This window comes from Streptomyces sp. PR69 (assembly GCF_026420845.1).
Lineage (GTDB): Bacteria > Actinomycetota > Actinomycetes > Streptomycetales > Streptomycetaceae > Streptomyces.
This window is the reverse complement of record NZ_JAOWCB010000028.1, coordinates 51817-71392: the sequence shown is the minus strand read 5'-3', so window position 1 is coordinate 71392 and position 19576 is coordinate 51817. Positions and strand designations below refer to the sequence as shown.

The 19576-nt window shown below is 71.7% G+C and carries 14 protein-coding genes; 4 read left to right on the top strand and 10 right to left on the bottom strand.

Translation table 11 applies throughout. From position 1 onward, the window contains the following. Nucleotides 1-86: 86 nt before the first annotated feature. The 4 genes from malQ (at nt 87) to OF819_RS22905 (ending at nt 4259) form a co-directional block, all read left to right on the top strand. Nucleotides 87-1832 (top strand): 4-alpha-glucanotransferase, encoded by a 1746-nt coding sequence (malQ, locus tag OF819_RS22920; protein ID WP_267245499.1) that lies wholly within the window; start codon nt 87-89, stop codon nt 1830-1832. 124 nt (nt 1833-1956) lie between these two features. Beyond that, the gene (locus OF819_RS22915) at nt 1957-2193 is read left to right on the top strand and encodes a hypothetical protein (RefSeq protein ID WP_267245495.1); all 237 of its coding nucleotides are present in this window, start codon (nt 1957-1959) and stop codon (nt 2191-2193) included. Nucleotides 2194-2386: 193 nt separating this feature from the next. Continuing rightward, a complete protein-coding gene (locus tag OF819_RS22910; protein WP_267245494.1) occupies nt 2387-3328 on the top strand; it encodes a DMT family transporter in 942 nt (313 codons plus the stop codon). Nucleotides 3329-3347: 19 nt separating this feature from the next. Next, complete coding sequence (locus OF819_RS22905) at nt 3348-4259, top strand: LysR family transcriptional regulator (RefSeq protein WP_267245493.1); 912 nt, start codon at nt 3348-3350, stop codon at nt 4257-4259. A gap of 7 nt (nt 4260-4266) precedes the next feature. Here OF819_RS22905 and OF819_RS22900 read toward each other — a convergent pair whose 3' ends face one another. The 10 genes from OF819_RS22900 to OF819_RS22855 all read right to left on the bottom strand — a co-directional run bounded on the left by OF819_RS22900 (nt 4267) and on the right by OF819_RS22855 (nt 19561). Continuing rightward, on the bottom strand, nt 4267-5625 hold the full coding sequence (locus OF819_RS22900; RefSeq protein ID WP_267245492.1) for a cytochrome P450: 1359 nt from the start codon (nt 5623-5625) through the stop codon (nt 4267-4269). A 55-nt stretch (nt 5626-5680) separates the two neighbouring features. Next, the gene (locus OF819_RS22895) at nt 5681-6787 is read right to left on the bottom strand and encodes a selina-4(15),7(11)-diene synthase (RefSeq protein ID WP_267245491.1); all 1107 of its coding nucleotides are present in this window, start codon (nt 6785-6787) and stop codon (nt 5681-5683) included. Nucleotides 6788-6948: 161 nt separating this feature from the next. Continuing rightward, nucleotides 6949-8439, bottom strand: coding sequence for a cytochrome P450 (locus OF819_RS22890; protein WP_267245490.1), 1491 nt, complete (start codon nt 8437-8439; stop codon nt 6949-6951). Beyond that, complete coding sequence (locus OF819_RS22885) at nt 8436-9071, bottom strand: GTP-binding protein (protein ID WP_267245489.1); 636 nt, start codon at nt 9069-9071, stop codon at nt 8436-8438. Before OF819_RS22885 ends, OF819_RS22890 begins: the two co-directional genes overlap by 4 nt. Next, nucleotides 9052-9399: a DUF742 domain-containing protein gene (locus OF819_RS22880; RefSeq protein ID WP_267245488.1), complete on the bottom strand. Its 348-nt coding sequence runs from the start codon at nt 9397-9399 to the stop codon at nt 9052-9054. Before OF819_RS22880 ends, OF819_RS22885 begins: the two co-directional genes overlap by 20 nt. Next, nucleotides 9396-9800 carry a roadblock/LC7 domain-containing protein gene (locus tag OF819_RS22875; RefSeq protein ID WP_267245487.1) on the bottom strand — a complete coding sequence of 135 codons (405 nt, stop codon included), beginning with the start codon at nt 9798-9800 and terminating at the stop codon, nt 9396-9398. The genes OF819_RS22880 and OF819_RS22875 overlap by 4 nt, the downstream gene beginning before the upstream one ends. Next, nucleotides 9797-12025: an ATP-binding protein gene (locus tag OF819_RS22870; protein WP_267245498.1), complete on the bottom strand. Its 2229-nt coding sequence runs from the start codon at nt 12023-12025 to the stop codon at nt 9797-9799. The genes OF819_RS22875 and OF819_RS22870 overlap by 4 nt, the downstream gene beginning before the upstream one ends. A 236-nt stretch (nt 12026-12261) precedes the next feature. Then, nucleotides 12262-14859 carry an aminopeptidase N gene (pepN, locus tag OF819_RS22865; RefSeq protein ID WP_267245486.1) on the bottom strand — a complete coding sequence of 866 codons (2598 nt, stop codon included), beginning with the start codon at nt 14857-14859 and terminating at the stop codon, nt 12262-12264. Nucleotides 14860-14952: 93 nt separating this feature from the next. Then, nucleotides 14953-15978 (bottom strand): aspartate-semialdehyde dehydrogenase, encoded by a 1026-nt coding sequence (locus tag OF819_RS22860; protein WP_267245485.1) that lies wholly within the window; start codon nt 15976-15978, stop codon nt 14953-14955. A 217-nt stretch (nt 15979-16195) separates the two neighbouring features. After that, nucleotides 16196-19561 carry a S8 family serine peptidase gene (locus OF819_RS22855; protein WP_267245484.1) on the bottom strand — a complete coding sequence of 1122 codons (3366 nt, stop codon included), beginning with the start codon at nt 19559-19561 and terminating at the stop codon, nt 16196-16198. Nucleotides 19562-19576 lie beyond the last annotated feature (15 nt).

Genomic DNA, 19576 nt, shown 5'->3' with positions numbered 1-19576 from the left:
GTACGCCGACGACCCGTACGCCGACGACCCGTACGCCGACGACCCGGACGCCGACGACCCGGACGCCGGCCGGGGCGGCACCCGACCTGGCGCGGCTGCCCTACGGCGTGCACCGGCTGTCCGCCGCGACCCCCGACGGCCGCACCGGCCGCTGCACCCTCATCGTCGCGCCCGCCCGCGCCCCCGAGGCCCCCGAGCGGACTCACGGCTTCCTGGTCCAGCTGTACTCGCTGCTGTCCGCACGCTCCTGGGGCATGGGCGACCTCGCGGACCTCGCGGAGCTCGCCGCCTGGTCCGGGCGGGCGCTCGGAGCCGGGTTCGTACAGATCAACCCGCTGCACGCGGCCGTGCCCGGCCGGCCGGCGACCGACCCGTCCCCGTACCGGCCGTCCTCGCGGCGCTTCCCCGACCCCGTGCATCTGCGCGTGGAGGAGGTCCCCGAATACGCCCAGGCGGCCGCGGGGCCGGACCGCGAGCGGCTCCAGGCGCTGCGCGAGCGCGCCGCGGAGCTGCGCGCCGCCGTGCTGGACAAGGGCGCGCTGATCGACCGGGACGCGGTGTGGGCGCTCAAGCGCGAGGCCCTGGAGATCGTGCGCCGCGTGCCCCTCGGCCCCGGCCGCCGGGCCGCGTACTGCGACTTCCTCGCCGAGCGGGGACAGGCCCTGGAGGACCACGCCACCTGGTGCGCGCTCGCCGAGGTGTACGGCCCCGAGTGGCGCTCCTGGCCCGCCGCCCTGCAGGACCCGCGGTCGGCTCAGACCGGCCGGGCCCGGCGCGAGCTGCTGGACCGGGTGGACTTCCACTGCCGCCTCGCCTGGCTCGCCGACCGGCAGCTCGCCGACGCGGCGCGGGCCGCGGACGAAGCGGGCATGGCCGTCGGGATCGTCCACGACCTCGCGGTGGGCGTGCACCCCGGCGGCGCGGACGCCTGGGCCCAGCGTGAGGCGTTCGCCGAGGGGATGTCCGCCGGCGCGCCCCCGGACGCCTTCAACGCCCGCGGCCAGGACTGGGGCCTGCCCCCATGGCGGCCCGACGCGCTCGCCGCCTCCGGCTACGCCCCGTACCGCGGACTGCTGCGCTCCGCCCTGCGCCACGCGGGCGCCCTGCGCATCGACCATGTGATGGGGCTCTTCCGCCTCTGGTGGGTCCCCGAGGGCCGGCCGCCCACCGAGGGCGCGTACGTCCGGTACGACGCCGAGGCGATGCTCGCTCTCCTCGTACTGGAGGCGCACCGGGCCGGAGCCGTCGTCATAGGGGAGGACCTCGGGACCGTCGAGCCCGGCGTACGCCAGGCGCTGTCCCGGCGCGGCATCCTCGGCACATCCGTGCTGTGGTTCGAACGCGACTGGGACGGCGACGGCCGCCCGCTGCCTCCTGAGCGATGGCGCAGGGACTGCGTCGCCACGGCCGCCACCCACGATCTGCCGTCCACCGCCGCCCGCCTCTCCGGCGACCATGTGGCCCTGCGCCACCGGCTGGGGCTGCTCACCCGCCCCCTCGACCGGGAGCGCACCGACCAGGCCGCGGAAGTCGCCGAATGGCTCGGCCTGTTCGGCGCGCTCGGGCTGCTGCCCGAGGGCGCGGGCGACGAGGAGGGCGAGATCCGCGCCGTCTACCGCTTTCTGCGGCGCACCCCGGCCCGGATGACGGGCATCTGGCTGCCCGACGCGGCAGGCGACCGCCGCCCGCAGAATCTGCCCGGCACCTGGGACCAGTATCCGAACTGGCGGCTGCCCGTCGCCGACGCCGACGGCCATCCGCTCAGCCTGGAGGAGCTGGCCGCCTCCCCCCGGCTGCACCGGCTGCTCGCGGTCTTCCACACGCATGCCTAGTGCACCCCTGCCCAGCGCACCCCTGCCTGGCGCACCGCGGTTTCCGCACCCTCAGACCGCGCGCACGCCCCGTACGGCACCCCCGGGCGCGCGCCCCTCATGGCCGTTCGCTACGTTGGGCACCGTGGACAAGAAGAACGCCTTGCGCGCCGGCGCCGTCGCGGCCGGCACGACGCTGATGATGCTGCTGATGTCGCCCGCCGCGTCCGCCCTCACGCGAGACGACGGCGACGACCCCGGCCCCGGCCTGAGCGTGGCCGAGACTCTCGGCCTCTACGTCATCGCGCCGATCGGCCTCTTCGTGGTGATCGCGGGCCTGGTGATGGTCCTCGACAGGTCCAAGAAGCAGCAGCAGAGCTGACAGACCTCTCACAGCGCTCCGGGGTGCCCGCCGCACCCCGGAGCTCTTTCGTCTGCCCGCACCCCGCAATCATTCAGTTCTGCTTCACAGATCTGTTGAAAACTTTCGATGGACCTGGGCAATCGGTCTCCGCCACGGTGGATCACATCCGAGCTACCCGCCCCCTCACGGGGAGAGAGGCAGACCGCCGCCGATGGCCCACGCCGCACAGACCCGCGCCGCCCGCAGCACCGCCCCGGCCCCCGCCCCCGGCTCCGTACGGCGGATGTCCGCCGCCGGGCTCCTCCTCGCCGCGCTCGCGACCGTCGTCTGGTCCGGCAGCTTCATCACCTCCCGCGCTCTGCACGACTCCGTGCCGCCCGTGCAGGCGGCCTTCTGGCGCTGGATCGCGGCGATCGCCGTCCTCGCCCCTTTCGCCCTGCGCGCGACTTGGCGGCAGCGCGCCCTGATCCGCCGCCATCTCGGCTATGTCACCCTCGCCGCCCTCCTCGGCGTCACCCTCTACAACACCCTCGTCAACCAGGCGGGGCTGACCGCCCCGGCCTCTTCCATGGGCATGATCATGGCCGCCTCGCCGGTGCTGATGGCCGTGTACGAACGGCTCGGCGGCGTCCGTCTCGGCCTCCGGCGCACGGCCGGCCTGGCCGTCGCCTGTCTCGGGGTGCTGCTGCTGTCCGGCGGCGGAGCGCTGCCCGACGGCTTCGCGGCCGGCGAGCTGTGGATGTTCGCGGCCGCGGTGAGCTTCGCCTCGTACAGCGCCCTGCTGCGGCGCCGCCCGCCGCAACTCGGCGGACTGCCGTTCCTCTTCGCCTCCTTTGTGCTCGGCGCGCTGCTGCTGGCCCCCGCCCATGTCCTCAGCGTCGCCGTGCAGGGCGGCTTCGAGCCGACCGCGGCGACCGTCGGACCGCTCGTCTACGTGGGCGTGTTCTCCTCCGCCCTCGCCTACTTCGCCTGGAACAAGGCGGTCGCGCTGATCGGCCCGGCCCGCGCGGGCGTCGTCTACCACCTCCAGCCCGTGTGCGTCGCCGCCCTCTCCTTCGTCCTCCTCGGCGAGCGGACAGGACCGGCCCAGCTGCTGTGCATGGCGCTGATCCTCGGCGGAGTCGCCCTGGCGGCCGCGGGCCGCCCCCGGTGAGCCGGTACCGTGGCCGCGCATGACCGACTGGGACGTCAGAAAGCTGCGGATCCTGCGCACGCTGCACGAGCGGGGGACCGTCAGGGCCGCCGCCGAAGCGCTGTCCATGACCCCTTCGGCCGTCTCCCAGCAACTGGCCAACCTCGCCCGGCAGCTCGGGGTCGAGCTGCTCGAAGCCCACGGCCGGCGCGTCCGGCTCACCGGCGCTGCCCATCTGGTGCTGCGGCACGCGGACGAGGTCTTCGCCCGGCTGGAGCAGGCCGACGCCGAGCTGACGGCCTATCGGCGCGGCGAGATCGGCCGGGTGCGCATCGGCGCGTTCTCGACGGCCGTGCCCGCCCTCGTCGTCCCCGCCGTACGGCAGCTGCGCACCGCGCACCCGGACCTGGAGGTGCAGGTCCGGGAGGCGGAGGCGGCGCAGGCGTACGAACTGCTGTCATCCGGTGACGTGGACCTCGCGCTCTCCCTCGCGGCGCACGCGCCCACGGCCCGCGACGCCCGCTTCAGCCGGGTGCCGCTGCTCGCCGACCCCCTCGACGTGGCCCTGCCCGCCGGCCATCCGCTGGCCGCCGCGCCCGGGCTGCGGCTGGCGGAGCTGTCCGGCGAGCCATGGATCTTCGGCGGCAGCGGCCCGTGGTCCCAGATCACGCTCACCGCGTGCGAGGCGGCCGGGTTCGTCCCCGAACAGGCCCACTCGGCGGCCGGATGGACCGCGATCCTGGCGCTGGTCGAGGCGGGCATGGGCGTCGCCCTCGTCCCCCGCATGGCGGCCGCGGAACGCCCCGCGGGCGTGGCGATGCGCATCCTGACGGCGGATCAGCCCCGCCGCCATGTCATCGCCGCGGTCCGCCGCGGCGCCGAGACGGCCCCCGCGACCGCCCGCCTGCTGACGGCCCTGCGGGCCGCGGCGGCGGCGCGGGGGAAGCCCTGAGGCGGTGTCAGGCGGCTGTGCGGGGGTGGACGGTCATGGGGACGCGATCAGGATGGGCGACCGCGGACGCCACCTCCTTCGGCGTGTGGCCGGGCACCGGGCGCAGCTGCCAGCGTGCCAGCACCGTCGCCAGGGCGATCGTCGCCTCCGTCCACACGAACGCGTCCCCGATGCACTTGCGGTTGCCCGCCCCGAACGGGATGTACGACTGGCGGTCGATCTCCGAGCGCCGCTCGGGCAGCCAGCGGTCGGGGTCGAAACGGTCCGGTTCCTTGTACAGGCCCGGGTGCCGGTGCAGCGCGTACAGGCTGAAGGCGACCTCCGTGCCGACCGGGAGTGCGAAGCCGCCCAGCTCGACGGGGGCGGTCGTACGGCGCATCAGCATCGTCACGCCGTGCAGCCGGATCACCTCGTCCAGCACACGCCGGACGGCGGCCAGCCGCGGCACGTCCTCGACGGTGACCTGCCGATCGCCGACGACCTCCGCGATCTCGTCCACGAGCTGTTGCTCCACTTCCGGGTGGCGTGCCAGTTCATGGAAGGTCCACGCGAGGGTGGAGGCCGTGGTCTCCGCCCCCGCGAACAGGATCGTGCTGAGCTCGTCCCGTACCTCCGAGTCGGACAGCGACTCGCCGGTCTCGTCGTCCTGCGCGGCCAGGACCACCGACAGCAGGTCGTTGTAGCCCGTGCGGCCGGAGCGCCGGGTGGCGGCCACGACCTCGTCGATGACCGAGCGCAGGCGCGCCGCCGCGGCGTCGAAGTCGCGGTTCGGCTTGATCGGGAAGCGGTCGAGGAGCTTGGGCGAGGCCGCCCGTATGAGCATGTTCTTCAGCACGACCGGGAGATTCTCCCGTACCGCCTGCACGGCCGGCAGCCCGATGTCGGTGGAGAACATGGTCGAGGCGAGCGTCTCGACGGCGTAGCCGGCCATGGCGGCTTCCATCTCGATGTGCTGCCCCGGCGTCCAGGAGTCCGCCAGAGCACGCGCGTTGGCGCTCATGACGCCGGCGTACGCGGAGATCCGCTGGGGGTGGAACATCGGCTGGATCAGTCGTCGGTGCCTGCGGTGGATCTCGCCGTTGGCCGTGGCGAGTCCATTGCCCGCCAGCGGCCGCAGACGGTCGAACAGCCGCCCTTTCTCGAAGCTGCGGGCCTGTCTGACCGTCACCTCGTTCACCAGCTCGGCCGATGTGGCGACGTATACGGGCATCGTCCCGAGATTGACCCGGACCAGGTCCCCGTACGCGTGCAGCGACTTGAGGAAGCCGAGCGGATCCCGCCACAGCCTCAGGGCGTGGCCGAGCAGCGGCACCGCGCCGGGCGCGACCGGAACCGGTCTGGCGGCCGGCCTCAACTCAACTGACACCGAAGATTCCTCTCTTCCGGTCTTTCTCCGGTCATTGCGTCCCATTCCGGTCCGCTCAGGCGGCCTGCCGCACCGCCGGGTGCTGCGGCAGGCCCGGAGCGGATGACGCCGTGGCGGGCAGCAGATCCCACCACCAGGCGATGACGGGGATGTCCAGCGGCTCGTCGCTGTCGTCGGCAGGGGTGTCGCGGAAGTACGACGGCACCGGGGCGGGATCGTCCGGCGTGGTGTAGCGCACCGAGCTGATGCCCCAGTCCTGCGCGCCACGGATGAAGCAGGCCAGGCTGTGCAGATACTGGCGCAGCTGCGGGCTGCCCTGTTCCGACAGGTGTTCGCTCAGGCGCAGGAAGAGGCGCATCACCCGGTCCCGCTGGGCGACCGCGAGGTCGAGCGCCTGGCGGGCGGTGAGGCTGTCGTGCTGCGTCAGCACACGCAGGACGTTGAGGTAGTAGCGCTTGCCCGACGCCTCCTTGTGGTACGACAGGATGTCGTTGTCCCACGTGATCACAAAGGACGCCATCTCGGCGGCGGCGCGCACGGCGGTGTGATCGCGCTCATGCGGCTGCAGCTCATAGCCGTACCCCATCTCCAGCAGGGGCAGGACGACCGATGTCGCACCGTCGTACAGCCGCATCAGCGTGTAGTCGCTGAGGTCGGGCACGGTGCCGTCCCGGCGGTGGGCGGCCTCCCACACCACGGAGAAGAAGTACTCGCGCAGGGCGTCCACCCAGCGGGCCCGCTGGCCCGGGGTGCCGTACCGGTCGACCCTGCGGCGCAGATCCCGCAGGCCGGCGGCGAGCGGGTCGCTTCTGAGCATCGGGGCCTCCGGGTTCTGAGCGATGCGCAGCAGCCGGTGCAGCAGGCCCGTCAGCTCGCCGGGGCGGCGGCCGAGTTCGCCCTCCTCGCAGTGGCCGTCGTCCACGCCGAACAGCCAGAGCACGAAGTCCGCGAGGAGGGAGACGACCTCCTCACGGCCCTCCGGGAGGATCCGGGCGGAGAACGTTCCGATGTCGTGTTGTACGAGTCGGCCGCGGAGCTCCTCGGAGCCGATGCGAAACGTTTCTGCCCAGGCCATGGTCTGGATGTTTATCTCCGCATGGCGGGGGTGGATCGCCGGCGGGATGGGGGAGTAGAGCGGCGGAACTATCAGATCGGGCGGCACGGCGGCCTTCCTCTCGCTCTTGAGCGGCGATGTGCCCCGGCGGCTCAGCCGTCACACACACCGCTTGCGCCACACAGTGATCAACTATGGCGCATAGTAGCCACTCGTCACTCCGCTTCCAATGGGCCGTTTTCACACTGAAACACCATGAAGCGTGCTATTCAGCGCCGGGTGCGGAACAACGACCTCCACCAGGGGGTCCGATACGGTGCGGAACCCTCCCCCTTCTGCGGTTCCGCCGCAATCGCGGCGGGAGCCGGAGACGCAGCGGCCGGGGCCGTCGAGGCGAAGTCGCCCTCCCCGGCGAAGTCGCCCTCCCCGGCGGAGTCGGCGGCCTCGCCGGCCGCGGACGAGGGCGGCGGCGTGAACCGTACGGGCAGCGACTGCAGCCGCTTGGAGAGCCAGGCCGCGCTCGACCGCAACTCGCCCTCCTCGACGGCGAGTCGCACATCGGGGAGTTTGGCCAGCAAGGTGTCGATCCCGGTGTCGGCGATGGCCCTGCCGATGTCCTGGCCCGGGCACTCGTGCGGACCGCTGCTGAAGGCCAGATGCGCCCGGTTGCCCAGCAGGGGCGTGGACAGATCCGGTCGGATCTCCGGGTCGACATTTCCGGCGGCGAGCCCGAGGAGCAGCATGTCTCCGGCCTTGATCTGCTGCCCGCCCAGGGGGGTGTCGCCGGTCGCCCAGCGGCCCGTGATCGCCGACATCGGCGGCTCGTCCCACAGCACCTGCTCCAGTGCATCGGGCAGTGTCATATGACCGCCGGCCAGGTTCGCGCGGAAGCGGCGATCGGTCAGCACCAGCCGCAGTGTGTTGGCGATCAGGTTGACCGTGGTCTCGTTCGCGGCGATCAGCACCAGCCGCAGATGCTCCAGCACCTCGTCATCCGTGAGATCGGCGGGATGCCCCATGAGCCAGGTGACGAAGTCGTGTCCGGGCTTGTCCTTCTTGCGCTCCGCAAGCGTCCGCAGCGTCCTGACGACGAACTCATTGCTGGCCAGCGCCGTCTCGCTGCCCTTCATCAGATCCAGTGCCGCAGTGACCAGACGCGGCCCGTACTCCTCGGGCATGCCCAGCAGCTGTGTCATCACCAGCATGGGCAGCTGCTCGGCGAAGTCCCGGATCAGATCCGCCTGTCCGTCCGCGGCGACCGCATCGACCAGTTGGTCGGTGTACCGGATGACATAGCGGCGGATGCCCCGGCGGTCGAACCGCTCCAGGCTTTCCCGGACGGCGGAGCGCAGCCGCTCATGGTCCGCGCCGTCGGCGAAGACGCAGATCGGCTGCCACTGCACCATCGGACGCAGCGGGGAGTCCTCGGCGACCCGGCCTTCCTGGAACATCCGCCACCGGCGTGAGTCATTGGAGAACCGCGAGGGCGAGCGCATCACCTCCAGGTTCTCGCGATGGCCCAGCACCAGCCACGCCGGCAGATCCCCGTGCAGCAGCACCGGCGCGACCGGCCCGTGTTCCTTGCGGAGCACCTCGTACAGGCCCTGCGGGTCCGCCTCGGCCTCAGGGCCGTACAGGCGGCGCAGCCGCTCGGGGCCCGCCGCGTGTGCCGGGCAGCCGGGCGGCGGCGCGGCGGGCAGGCCGTGGCCGGGCAGGCCGTGGTCCGGAAGGGGCCCGTGGGTGGGTTCGGCGGCAGTCATGACGCCTCCTGCGTCGTGGCGAGGGTCTGGAGGTAGCGCATCAGCGTCATCAGCACATCGCGGCTGGATGCGCGGTCACGCGCGTCGCACAGCACGATCGGCACCGCCTCGGGCAGATCGAGCGCGCCCCGCAGCTCGGCGATCGGATACCGGGGGGCGTCCGGGAAGGAGTTGACGGCGACCACGAACGGCACGCCGCGCTCCTCCAGCCGGCCCAGCACATCGAAGGAGACCTCCAGGCGGCGGGTGTCGACCAGGACCACCGCGCCCAGCGCGCCCTCGAAGAGGCCCCGCCACAGAAACCAGAAGCGCTCCTGCCCGGGGGTCCCGAAGAGGTAGAGGACCAGCTCCTCGTTGATGCTGATCCGGCCGAAGTCCATGGCGACGGTCGTGGAGGTCTTGCCCGCGATGCCCGCGGTGTCGTCCACGCCGACCCCCGCCTGGGTCATCGTCTCCTCGGTGGTCAGCGGCCGGATCTCGCTGACCGAGCCCACCAGCGTGGTCTTGCCGACGCCGAAGCCGCCCACGATCACCACCTTCACGGCGGCGGTGGCGGTCTCCGGCAGCACATCCTCGCTCCGCGGCCCGCGCTCAAGGGCGTCGGCGGCCTGCTCAGAGCCGTTGAAGTCCATCGATCACTGCCTCAATCAAAGCGCGGTCGGGGAGTCGGGCGGGGGGCACGGGGGCTCGGGCGATCACCCGGCCCTGGTCGAGGAGATCGCCGAGCAGCACCGTCACGACGCTCGGCGGAAGCCGTAAGTACGCGGAGATCTCCGCCACCGACAGCGGCGCCTGGCAGATGCGCACGATGGCCGTGTGTTCCGGCTGCATGCCGGGCTTTGGGCCGGACCTGGCCACGATCAGCGTGACCAGGTCCAGTTCGGCCGGCGCGGAGGCGCCGCTGCGGCCGCCGGTGATGACATACAGCCGCTCGGGAGGGGTCTCCTCCCAGTCGCTCACCTGGCTCCGTCCTGACGCGGCGGGCTGCTCAGGTGCTCCCCGATGCGCAGCACGAGGTCCCGCATCTGCTGGCCCATCAGCCCGGCGTCGACGCCTTCGTCGGCGAGGACGGCGAGGAAGGCCCCGGCGCCGGCGGCCATCAGATAGAAGAAGCCGCCGTCCATCTCGATCACGACGAGTCTCATCCGGCCGTCGCTGTGCGGGAGTTCCGCGGCGACCGCGCCCGCGAGTGACTGCAGCCCGGCGCAGGCGGCCGCCAGCCGGTCGGCGGTGTCGTCGTCGGCGCCGTACTGGGCCATGCGCAGACCGTCGGCGGAGAGCACTACGACATGCCTGGTCTGCGGCACGCCTTCGGCGAGGTCCTTGAGCATCCAGTCCATGTTGGCCTGCTGCTGAATCATGGCTGCGTGTTCCCCTTGCTCGCTTCGGTGGTCCCCCCGGACAGGCCGCTCTGGAACGCGGCCAGCCACATCCCGGGCTGCACCTGCGGCGGTGCGGACCCGTCGTCGGAGGGCCGGTGATCGGACGACGGCCCTGATCCACGCCGGGGCTCGTGTCCGGAGCCCTGACCGGCCGGGCGCCCGGGGCCCGTGCCGGGCCCCTGCGCGGACTCGGTTCCGGGCGCTTGGTCCTGCCCGGACGGGTGTCCGGTTGCGGTGCCGGGCTCGTGCGTCGTGCTGTGTCCGGTTCCGTGTCCGGCGTCAGGCCCCTGTCCGGGCCGTTGGCCGTGGCGGGACGGGTGTCCGGCTGCGGCGCCGGGTTCGTGTGCCGTGCCGGTGGCGTGTCCTGCGCCGGGCGCGTGTCCGGGCCCCTGCGCGGACTCGGTTCCGGGCGCTTGGTCCTGCCCGGACGGGTGTCCGGTTGCGGTGCCGGGCTCGTGCGTCGTGCTGTGTCCGGTTCCGTGTCCGGCGTCAGGCCCCTGTCCGGGCCCCTGGCCGTGGCGGGCCGGGTGTCCGGCTGCGGCTCCGGGCGCTTGGCCCTGACCGGTTCCGTGTCCCGGCCCGGGGCCGGGCTCGTGTGCCGAATCGTGACCGGTCTCGTGCCCGCGTCCTGTGCCTGGCGCCTGTCCCGGAACAGACCCCCGTCCGGGCTCGTCGCCCTGGCCGGACCACTGAGCGGATTCCGGTCCCGTGCCGGACGTCTGCCCGGGGCCCTGCCCCGCTTCGGGCCCCCGGCCGGACCCCTCGCGGGCCGGGCCCGGGGCTCCGGCTCCGGCGGCCGTGGCCCCGAGGCGTCGGCCGGCCGGCGGAACCCCCGCTCCGGCCGCCCTCTCGTCCGCGGACGCGGTGATGCGGTGCTTGCGGCGGCGCTGCGGCAGCCCGTTCGCCGTGCGCTCGGTCACGACGGGACCCTGACCCTCGCCCGCCGTCGGGCCGGTGACCGGCCGGGCCGTGGTGGCCGTGGCCGCGGCCGCGGCCCGGACAGGGCCAGCAGCGACGCCCGGCGTGGCCGTCGCCCGCGGCCCCGACGACGCGCCGATGCCATGCGCGAGACCGGTCGCGGACGCCGCGGCGGTGATCAGGCTCTGCGGCACCACCAGGACGGCGCGCACACCCCCGTACGCGGAGGAGCGCAGCGAGACCTGGAAGCCGTACGCCTGCGCCAGCCGCCCCACCACCGCCAGGCCCAGGCGCGGGGTCTCCCCGAGGTCGGTGAGGTCGAGGCCCTGCTGGGCCTGGCGCAGCGTCCGTTCGGCCCGCCTGCGGGCCTCCTCGCTCATGGAGACGCCGCCGTCCTCGATCTCGATGGCGATGCCCGACTGCACCTCGACGGCGGTGAGATGGACCTTGGCCTGCGGCGGCGAGTAGCGGGTGGCGTTGTCCAGCAGCTCGGCGAGCGCGTGGATCAGGGGTTCGACGGCGGAGCCGACGACAGCCACCTCGGAGACGGAGTGGAGCTCGACGCGCTGGTAGTCGATGATCCGCGACATCGCGCCGCGCAGCACGCTGTAGAGCGGTACGGCCCTGCTCCACTGGCGGCCTGGCCGCGCCCCGCCGAGCACGGCGATGGAGTCGGCGAGCCGGCCGATCAGCGCGGTGCCGTGGTCGATGCGCAGCAGATCGCCGAAGACCTCGGGTGACTTGCCGTGCCGGTCCTCCATCTCCCGCAGTTCCTGCGCCTGCTGGTGGACGATGGCCTGCACACGGCGGGCGATGTTGACGAAGGCGCGCTGTGCGGAGTCGCGCAGATCCTCTTCGGCGACGACGGCGTCGACGACCGTGCGCACGACGGCCTGGTGGGCCTCGGGGGCGGGCAGCGAGGCGAGCACGTCTTCGGGGAAGTCCCCTCTGCGGAGCCGTTCCACGGCGTCCGGCAGCAGGGTCCCGGCGAGATGCGCGGTCTCGGCGTCCCGTCGGGCCAGTAACGCCTCCCGCTCGGTTATTCGGCGGCGCAGCCCGTCGATGGCCCGGCCGCGCCGGGCGGCCTCGACGCCGATGGCGGCGACCGCGACGGTCGCGATTCCTCCGACGACCGCGACGGGCACACGTGCCGCGTCCGCGGCCAGAGCCGTGGTGACGGCCGTGGCGACGGCGGTCAGCACAGCAGGCAGCAGCCACCCGAAAGTCGCCGGGGCGGAGGCGGACCCGCGGCTTCCACTTCCAGGCGACGATTCCTCACGGACCATCAGCACCCTCAAACGATCGAACGAAAAGGATCACCTGACAACGGTGAGCGAGCATAGTCGTTCATTTGGACGGGTGTTGACGTCAGGTCATAAAAGCGGAACGGTCTGTGCCCGTTCCAAGCTGACCACAAACGGGCATTTGGTGACCTCGCAGCGACCCCGCGATGACCCCCAACGGCGAGGGCGCGAGGGGCCGCACGGCCCCCCGCGCCCTGAAACGGCGGCGGCGTTCGAGGTCAGGCGGCGGCCGCGTCCGCCGCCTGCGCCTTCAGCGCACGCTCCACGCCCGACCGCGACTCCAGCACGAGCCGCCGCAGGGCCGCGTTCGGTTCGGCCGAATCCAGCCAGGCGTCGGTTGCGTCCAGAGTGTCCTGTGTGATTTGGAGCGTCGGGTACAGACCGACCGCGATCTGCTGGGCGATCTCATGGCTGCGCGACTCCCATACGCCCTTGACCGCCGCGAAGTACTTCTCGCTGTACGGGGCGAGCAGCTCGCGCTGGTCACTCTGGAGAAAACCGGAGATCACCGCCTCCTGCATGGCGTTCGGCAGCTTGTCGGACTCCACGACCGACGCCCACGCCTCCGCCTTCGCCTCCGCGGTCGGCCGCGCCGCGCGGGCGGTGGCCGCATGGCGCTCGCCGGCGGCCGTCCTGTCCCGCTCGTACTCCGCCGCGATGTGCTCCTCCTCGAAGTCGCCCACCGCGGCCAGCCGCTCCACGAACGCCCAGCGCAGCTCGGTGTCCACCGCCAGGCCCTCGATCGTCTCCGTGCCGTCCAGCAGCGCGCGCAGCAGCTCGGTCTGCTGCGGGGTGCGGGCGGTGGCGGCGAAGGCCCGCGCCCAGGCGAGCTGGTGGTCGCTGCCCGGCTCCGCCGTACGCAGATGCGCCAGCGTCGCCTCCGTCCACCGCGCCAGCCCCGTCTCGCGCCACTCCGGCGCCGCGTACAGATCGATCGCCAGCTTCACCTGCCGGTGCAGCGACTGCACCACGCCGATGTCCGACTCCTTGCCGATGCCCGACAGCACCAGCGCCAGATAGTCGCGCGCGGCCAGCTCGCCGTCACGGGTCATGTCCCAGGCGGAGGCCCAGCACAGCGCACGCGGCAGCGACTCGGTGAAGTCGCCCAGATGCTCGGTGACCGTCTTCAGCGAGACCTCGTCCAGCCGCACCTTGGCGTACGACAGATCGTCGTCGTTGAGCAGGACGACGGCCGGGCGGCTGCGGCCCACCAGCCCGTCCACGGCGGTCAGCTCGCCGTCCACGTCCAGCTCGACCCGGTGCGTGCGCACCAGCCGGCCCGCCTCGTCCAGGTCGTAAGCGCCGACCGCGATCCGGTGCGGCCGCAGCACCGGCTCGCCCTGGGCGCCCGCCGGCAGCGCCGGGGCCTCCTGGCGCACGGCGAAGGACGTGATCACACCGTCGGCGTCCACCTCGATCTCCGGCCGCAGGATGTTGATGCCCGCCGTCTCCAGCCACGCCTTCGACCAGGCCTTCAGATCACGGCCGCTGGTCTCCTCCAGCGCCCCGAGCAGATCCGACAGCCGGGTGTTGCCGAAGGCATGGCGCTTGAAGTACGCCTGCACGCCGCGGAAGAACTCGTCCATCCCCACATACGCCACGAGCTGCTTGAGCACGGACGCGCCCTTGGCGTAGGTGATGCCGTCAAAGTTGACCAGCACATCGTCCAGATCGCGGATCTCGGCCATGATCGGGTGCGTGGACGGCAGCTGGTCCTGCCGGTACGCCCAGGTCTTCATCGAGTTCGCGAAGGTCGTCCAGGCGTGCGGCCACCTGGAGCCCGGAGCGTACGCCTGGCAGGCGATCGAGGTGAAGGTCGCGAACGACTCGTTCAGCCAGAGGTCGTTCCACCACTCCATGGTGACCAGATCGCCGAACCACATATGGGCCAGCTCGTGCAGGATGGTCTCCGCGCGCACCTCGTACGCCGCGTCCGTCACCTTCGAGCGGAAGACATACTGGTCGCGGATGGTCACCGCGCCCGCGTTCTCCATCGCGCCCGCGTTGAACTCCGGCACGAAGAGCTGGTCGTACTTGGCGAACGGGTACGGATAGTCGAACTTCTCCTGGAACCAGTCGAAGCCCTGCCGGGTGACCTCGAAGATCGCGTCCGCGTCCAGGAACTCCGCCAGCGACGGCCGGCAGTACACCCCGAGCGGCACGACCTGGCCGTCCTTCTCATAGGTGCTGTGCACCGAGTGGTACGGACCCACGATCAGCGCCGTGACATACGTGGACATCCGGGGCGTCGGCTCAAACCGCCAGATGGCGTCCTCGGGCTTGGGCGTCGGGGAGTTCGAGATCACCGTCCAGCCCTCCGGGGCCTTCACGGTGAACTGGAACGTCGCCTTCAGATCCGGCTGCTCAAAGCTGGCGAACACCCGACGCGCGTCCGGCACCTCGAACTGCGTATACAGATACGCCTGCCCGTCCACCGGATCGACAAAGCGGTGCAGCCCCTCACCGGTGTTGGTGTACGCGCAGTCGGCGACGACCTTCAGCTCATTGCGGCCCGCGCGCAGGTGCTTCAGCGAGATCCGGGAGTCCCGGAAGACGGCGGCCACATCCAGCGCCTTGCCGTTCAGCTCCACCTGGTGCACCGCCGGGGCCACCAGATCGATGAAGGTCTCCGCGCCGTCCTCGGCGGAGTCAAAGCGCACCCAGGTCACGGACCGGTAGGTGCCTTCCCCTCGCTCCGCTGGGGAGACCCCACTCTCCTGCGCGCCGCTGAGATCCAGGTCGATCTCGTACGAGTCGACGGTGAGCAGCTCCGCCCGCCGCTGCGCCTCTTCACGGGTCAGATTTGTGCCAGGCACCCGGTCATCTCCTCGTTCTGTGACGTTTGGGTCATCCTTCCATGGCACGCCCGTGCTCGGTTCGCCCCGGAGGCGAACCGAGCCACAGAAAACTCAGCCCAGCTCCTGGGCGACCAGTTCCGCGATCTGGACCGCGTTCAGCGCCGCGCCCTTGCGGAGGTTGTCGCTGGAGACGAACAGCGCCAGGCCGTTCTCCACCGTCTCGTCCACCCGGACGCGGCCCACGTACGAGGCGTCCTTGCCGGCCGCCTGCAGCGGGGTCGGGATCTCCGAGAGCTCCACGCCGTCGGCGGCCTTCAGCAGCTCATAGGCGCGCTCGACGCTGATCGGACGCTCGAAGCGGGCGTTGACCTGGAGCGAGTGGCCGGAGAAGACCGGGACGCGGACACAGGTGCCGGAGACCTTGAGGTCCGGGATCTCCAGGATCTTGCGGGACTCGTGGCGGAGCTTCTGCTCCTCGTCCGTCTCGAAGGAGCCGTCGTCGACGATGCTGCCCGCGAGCGGCAGCACATTGAAGGCGATCGGACGCTTGTAGACGGCTGGCTCCGGGAAGGAGACCGCCTCGCCGTCGAACGTGAGCCGGTCCGCCTCGGCGATGACCTCCGACGCCTGCTTGTGCAGCTCGGCGACGCCCGCAAGACCGGAGCCGGACACGGCCTGGTAGGTGGTGGCGACCAGGGCGGTCAGCCCGGCTTCGGCGTGCAGCGGCCGCAGCACGGGCATCGCGGCCATCGTGGTGCAGTTCGGGTTGGCGATGATCCCCTTGGGGCGCTCCTTCACCGCGTGCGGGTTGACCTCGGAGACCACGAGGGGGACCTCGGGGTGCCGCCGCCAGGCGGAGGAGTTGTCGATCACGACCGCGCCCTGGGCGGCGACCTTCTCTGCGAGCGCACGGGAGGTCGCGCCGCCGGCCGAGAACAGCACGATGTCCAGGCCCGAGTAGTCGGCCGCGGCCGCGTCCTCGATGGTGATCTGCCGCCCCTGCCAGTCGAGGGCGGCGCCGGCCGACCGGGCCGAGGCGAACAGCCGCAGCTCCTCGACCGGGAACTTCCGCTCGGCGAGGATGCTCCGCATGACTCCGCCCACCTGACCGGTGGCTCCGACGATTCCGACCCTCACGGACGACTCCTTAGTGCTGGTTCCGGCGCTGGATCACTGCCGCTGCGCCTGCCCGGACGTTGTTCCATGATGCGTATGTCCGGGTCGGGCTTGTCCAATCCATTGTCCGAGGGGCGGGACGTGTGACACATCCCATGCGGTTCCGGCGCGGAAGGGCCGGGCGCTGCCCGCAGCGCCCGGCCCCTTGTGCGACACCTCGGTGTGAGGTGTGTCACTTCTATGAGGTGATGACCTTCTCGATCACCACGCTGCCCGCGCCCGCGACCGTGCCGCGGCCGTTCAGCAGCTTCACCTCACCGAAGAACTGCCGTCCCTCGGGCGCCTCGCCAACCACCAGCACCTCGGCGCTGACCTGCGCCGACTCACCGTTGGCGAGCTTCACGGGGACGCTGGAGTCGACCAGTACGTCGCCGAGGGCCGAGGAGAAGAACACATCGCGGTAGTCGTACTCGGTGGTCCCGGCCGGAACCGAGTAACCGTCGATCACGATCGTGTACGTGCCGGCGGCGGGGTTGGTCAGGCTGACCGACTCCTCCGAGTCTCCGTCGGCGGACTGGCCGACGCGCACGCCGTCCTTGTAGACCGTGAGGTCCAGGTCCGCGCCGTTGTCGGAGGGCGAGCCGATGGCCACGTCCAGGCGCTCCACGCCCTCGCCGATGGTGACCGTGGATTCCTTGGACTCTCCGTCCGCGATCGTGGGCCGCGCCACCTTCGCAGAGCCGAGCGAGCCGCCCGCCAGCCTCCCGTCGATCGCCGCGAAGCCGTTGGTCACCTCCCACTCGACGGCGGCCGGGGTGCCGAGCCGCGCCTCGGGCAGCGTCTTGACCGCCGGGTCGAAGTCCGCGCCGAGCACCGTGACGTCCAGCTCGTACGGGTTGTTCAGCAGCGGGGACGTACGGCGCGACTCGACCTCGATCTCCCAGACGCCCGGCAGCGGCTCGCTGTAGGAGCGCAGGTCGGGGCGGCACTCATTGGCCGGGTTCGGGTAGTTCGGGTAGCAGAAGATCGTCGAGGTGCGGTCGACCGGCACACCGTAGGGGTGGATGCCGATGAACCGGGTCTGGCTGCCCTCGGCGAGTCCGCCCAGCGCGACCTCCAGGTTCTTCGCGCCCTCGGGCACGGTCACAAAGTACGACTCGGTGCTGTTGCGCTGCACGGAGCCGGAGGCGGAGAAGGAGTGGTCCGGCTTCGCCAGGTCGTGTGCGACGACGACCGTGGCCAGGATCTGCTTGTCCACGCCCTGGGTGCGGCGGTCGTCGACCTCCAGGATGGCGCTGTGCACGCCGGCGGTCTTGGGCCGCGCCTCCACGGTCACGGTCACCGGCTGGTTCAGCGGCAGCGTGACCTTGCCGCCGCCCGTCAGCCGGAAAACGCCGTCGTTGTTCTTCCACTTCAGCCGGTGCGCCACGGCCGTGTCGGGGCCGGTGGTGCGGGTGACGGCAATGTCGTACGTACGGCTCTGACCTGCCTGCAGCCCGCCCTCGCGGTCGTACAGCCCGGTGCCGAAGCCCGGGGTCTCCAGCGCGAAGTCGATCGAGGTGTCCACCGGGGCCTTGACGGTGTACGCGTGGGCGTCCGCGTTCTTCTTGGCGGTCTTCTGGATGACCTTCCAGGCGCCCACGACATTGATCAGGCCCGCGCCCTGCTCATGCGCCTGCACCCCGCGGATGTGCTTGGCGGTGCTGGTCAGCGCGGTGCGCAGCCGGGCGGGTGACAGATCGATGTGCTTCTGCTTCGCGGCCGACAGCAGCAGCGCGCTTGCGCCCGCGGCCTGCGGCGAGGCCATCGAGGTGCCCTGGAGCATCGAGTAGCCGGGCGGGAGGTCATAGCCCGCCTCCTTGACCGGGCCGCCGGGGGTCCAGGTCTGGGTGGTGTTGATCGCCGCGCCGGGCGCGCTCAGCGTCGGGGTGAAGCCGCCGTCCTCGCGCGGTCCGCGGGAGGAGAAGGGCAGCATGGCGTACTTCTTCTGCACCCCGGAGCCGTAGTTGGCGGCCCAGGTCTCCTTGGAGATGGACGCGCCGACCGAGATCACCTTGTCGGCTACCGCCGGGTCGCCGATGGTGTTGACGCCCGGCCCGGAGTTGCCCGCGGAGATCACGATCTGGACGCCGTAGAGCTCGATCAGCCGGTTGTAGAGCTCGGCGCGGGCGTTGTTGCCGTCGTTCAGCGCGGGCAGCCCGCCGATGGACATATTGACGATGTCCACGCCGCGGTCGATGACCAGATCGGCCATGCCCTCGGTGAGGGCGACATTGGTGCAGCCGCCGCTCCAGGTGCAGGCGCGCGAGGAGACGATCTTCGCGCCGGGGGCCGCGCCGTTCATCCTGCCGCCGAAGAGGCCGTTGGCGGCGGCGATTCCGGCCACATGCGTGCCGTGTGAGCCCTCGATGACGCCGATGTTGACATAGTCGGCCGTCGCGCCCGCCGCGTTGTAGACGACGTCCTTGCGGACCTCGATGACGAACGGGATGCGCTCGGCGATCTCGGTGGCCGGGTCGTCCTCGCCGAAGTAGCCGATCTGGAAGCCGTTCTTGTACGGCTTCATCACGGCGTCGTCGGTGAAGTCCGCGTTGTCGTTGAGGTCCACGCGGACGGTGCGGGTGCCCGGGTCGTACAGCATGCCCCACACATCCGTGGTGTCGCCGTCGCGGTTGAGGTCGCCCGCCATGTCGCCGCCCTTGGTGGCGGCCTCGGCGAAGAGGTTGAACTTGTACTGCCCCGCCGGGGCTTTGTACGTGCGCCCGTTGACGCTGAACGCCGGCCCGCTGACGTCCTGGCGCATCTGCCGCCAGGTGCCGTCCCCGTCGGTCACGGGGTCGGTCGCGGTCACCCAGTCGACGATCTTCCGCTCGCCCGTCGTCGTCTTCTGCAGCGCCGGGTGACCCAGGTCCACGCCCGAGTCCAGGATGCCGATGGTCACGCCGCGGCCGTCGGCCTTCGGGTTCTTCTTGACGAAGTCCACCGCGCCGGTCTCGAAGGACGGGTTGTACGGGTTCTTCGCGGGGGTCTTCTCGTCCGGCGCCGGGTACTTCCCGCCCTGCGCCCCGGCCGTGCCCGCGCCGTGGGCCGTGTCCGCCGCGGGCGTCGGGTCGTCCAGCCTGATCTCGTGCTTGAGGTCGATGCCATGGACGCTGGAGAGCTTGGCGGCCGCCTTGAGCGCCGCGTCCGCCTTCCCGGTCGGCAGCGTGGCCCGCACATAGCCGAGCCTGTCGTACGTCCTGCCGACCGAGGCTCCCTCGACGGCGTCGAGCTGCTCGGCGACCTGCTCCGTCTGCCCGGGCGCGGTGGCCACCATCACGGTGACGCTCTTCTCGCCCTTGGCCTCGGCCTGCGCCAGCAGCTCCTCATCGGCCGCGCCGAGCTTCTCCGCGGCCGACGCGGCCGGTTTGGCGGCCTTCGCGCCGCCGTTCCCCACGGGATCGTCCGCGACCCCTGCGGCGTACACGGGCCCGCCGCCCGCGGCGACCAGAGCGGTCACCACCGCCGCGGCGCCCGCGATCCGGGCCGCACGTCTGCGGCCGCGGCGTCTCTGGCCTGGTATGGAACGCTCCGAAGAGGAGCTCTGGGATTGGGGGGTGGTCATCTGCATCCCTGTTTT

What these genes read in the sequence shown, in the direction of transcription:
- OF819_RS22870 (WP_267245498.1), bottom strand. Translation starts at nt 12,025, where the DNA reads ATGGTCCGTGAGGAATCGTCGCCTGGAAGTGGAAGCCGCGGGTCCGCC.
- OF819_RS22905 (WP_267245493.1), top strand. Translation starts at nt 3,348, where the DNA reads ATGACCGACTGGGACGTCAGAAAGCTGCGGATCCTGCGCACGCTGCAC.
- OF819_RS22885 (WP_267245489.1), bottom strand. Translation starts at nt 9,071, where the DNA reads ATGGACTTCAACGGCTCTGAGCAGGCCGCCGACGCCCTTGAGCGCGGG.
- OF819_RS22910 (WP_267245494.1), top strand. Translation starts at nt 2,387, where the DNA reads ATGGCCCACGCCGCACAGACCCGCGCCGCCCGCAGCACCGCCCCGGCC.
- OF819_RS22890 (WP_267245490.1), bottom strand. Translation starts at nt 8,439, where the DNA reads ATGACTGCCGCCGAACCCACCCACGGGCCCCTTCCGGACCACGGCCTG.
- OF819_RS22875 (WP_267245487.1), bottom strand. Translation starts at nt 9,800, where the DNA reads ATGATTCAGCAGCAGGCCAACATGGACTGGATGCTCAAGGACCTCGCC.
- OF819_RS22855 (WP_267245484.1), bottom strand. Translation starts at nt 19,561, where the DNA reads ATGACCACCCCCCAATCCCAGAGCTCCTCTTCGGAGCGTTCCATACCA.